Annotated in this window: 1 protein-coding gene; it reads left to right on the plus strand. The window is 45.8% G+C overall.

Translation table 11 applies throughout. From position 1 onward, the window contains the following. On the plus strand, positions 1-397 hold a 397-nt coding region (locus AAGF08_RS20515; protein ID WP_343513330.1), incomplete at both ends, for a two-component regulator propeller domain-containing protein.

Genomic DNA, 397 nt, shown 5'->3' on the forward strand with positions numbered 1-397 from the left:
CAGGAAGGATTGTCTCATAACATCGTTCATAAGATCATACAGCGGGCGGATGGTACAATGTGGGTGTCAACAGAGGGTGGCATTTCGATTATAGATCCTACCAGTCAAACCATCACCAATCTAGGGGAAGCAGAAGGACTCGTACCGGACGTCACGTACAACTTACAGCAGAAAGATAGCAGCATATACATAGGGACTGTAGATGGTCTCCTTCTGGTAAAACCTCCCGCTGATCCAAACACGCCCTGGAATTTTTTCAAGTATGCAGCAGCGCAAGGTTTTCTCTCAAATGACTATAACCGAAGAGCAAGCTTACTTCTGCCTAACGGGCAACTTTGGTTTGGTACTGGGCCTAATTGGAAATTGACTATTCTGACACAAGATCCGGTGATTGACA

Origin of the sequence: Algoriphagus sp. SE2 (assembly GCF_039563885.1) — a bacterium.
Classification (GTDB): Bacteria; Bacteroidota; Bacteroidia; order Cytophagales; family Cyclobacteriaceae; genus Algoriphagus.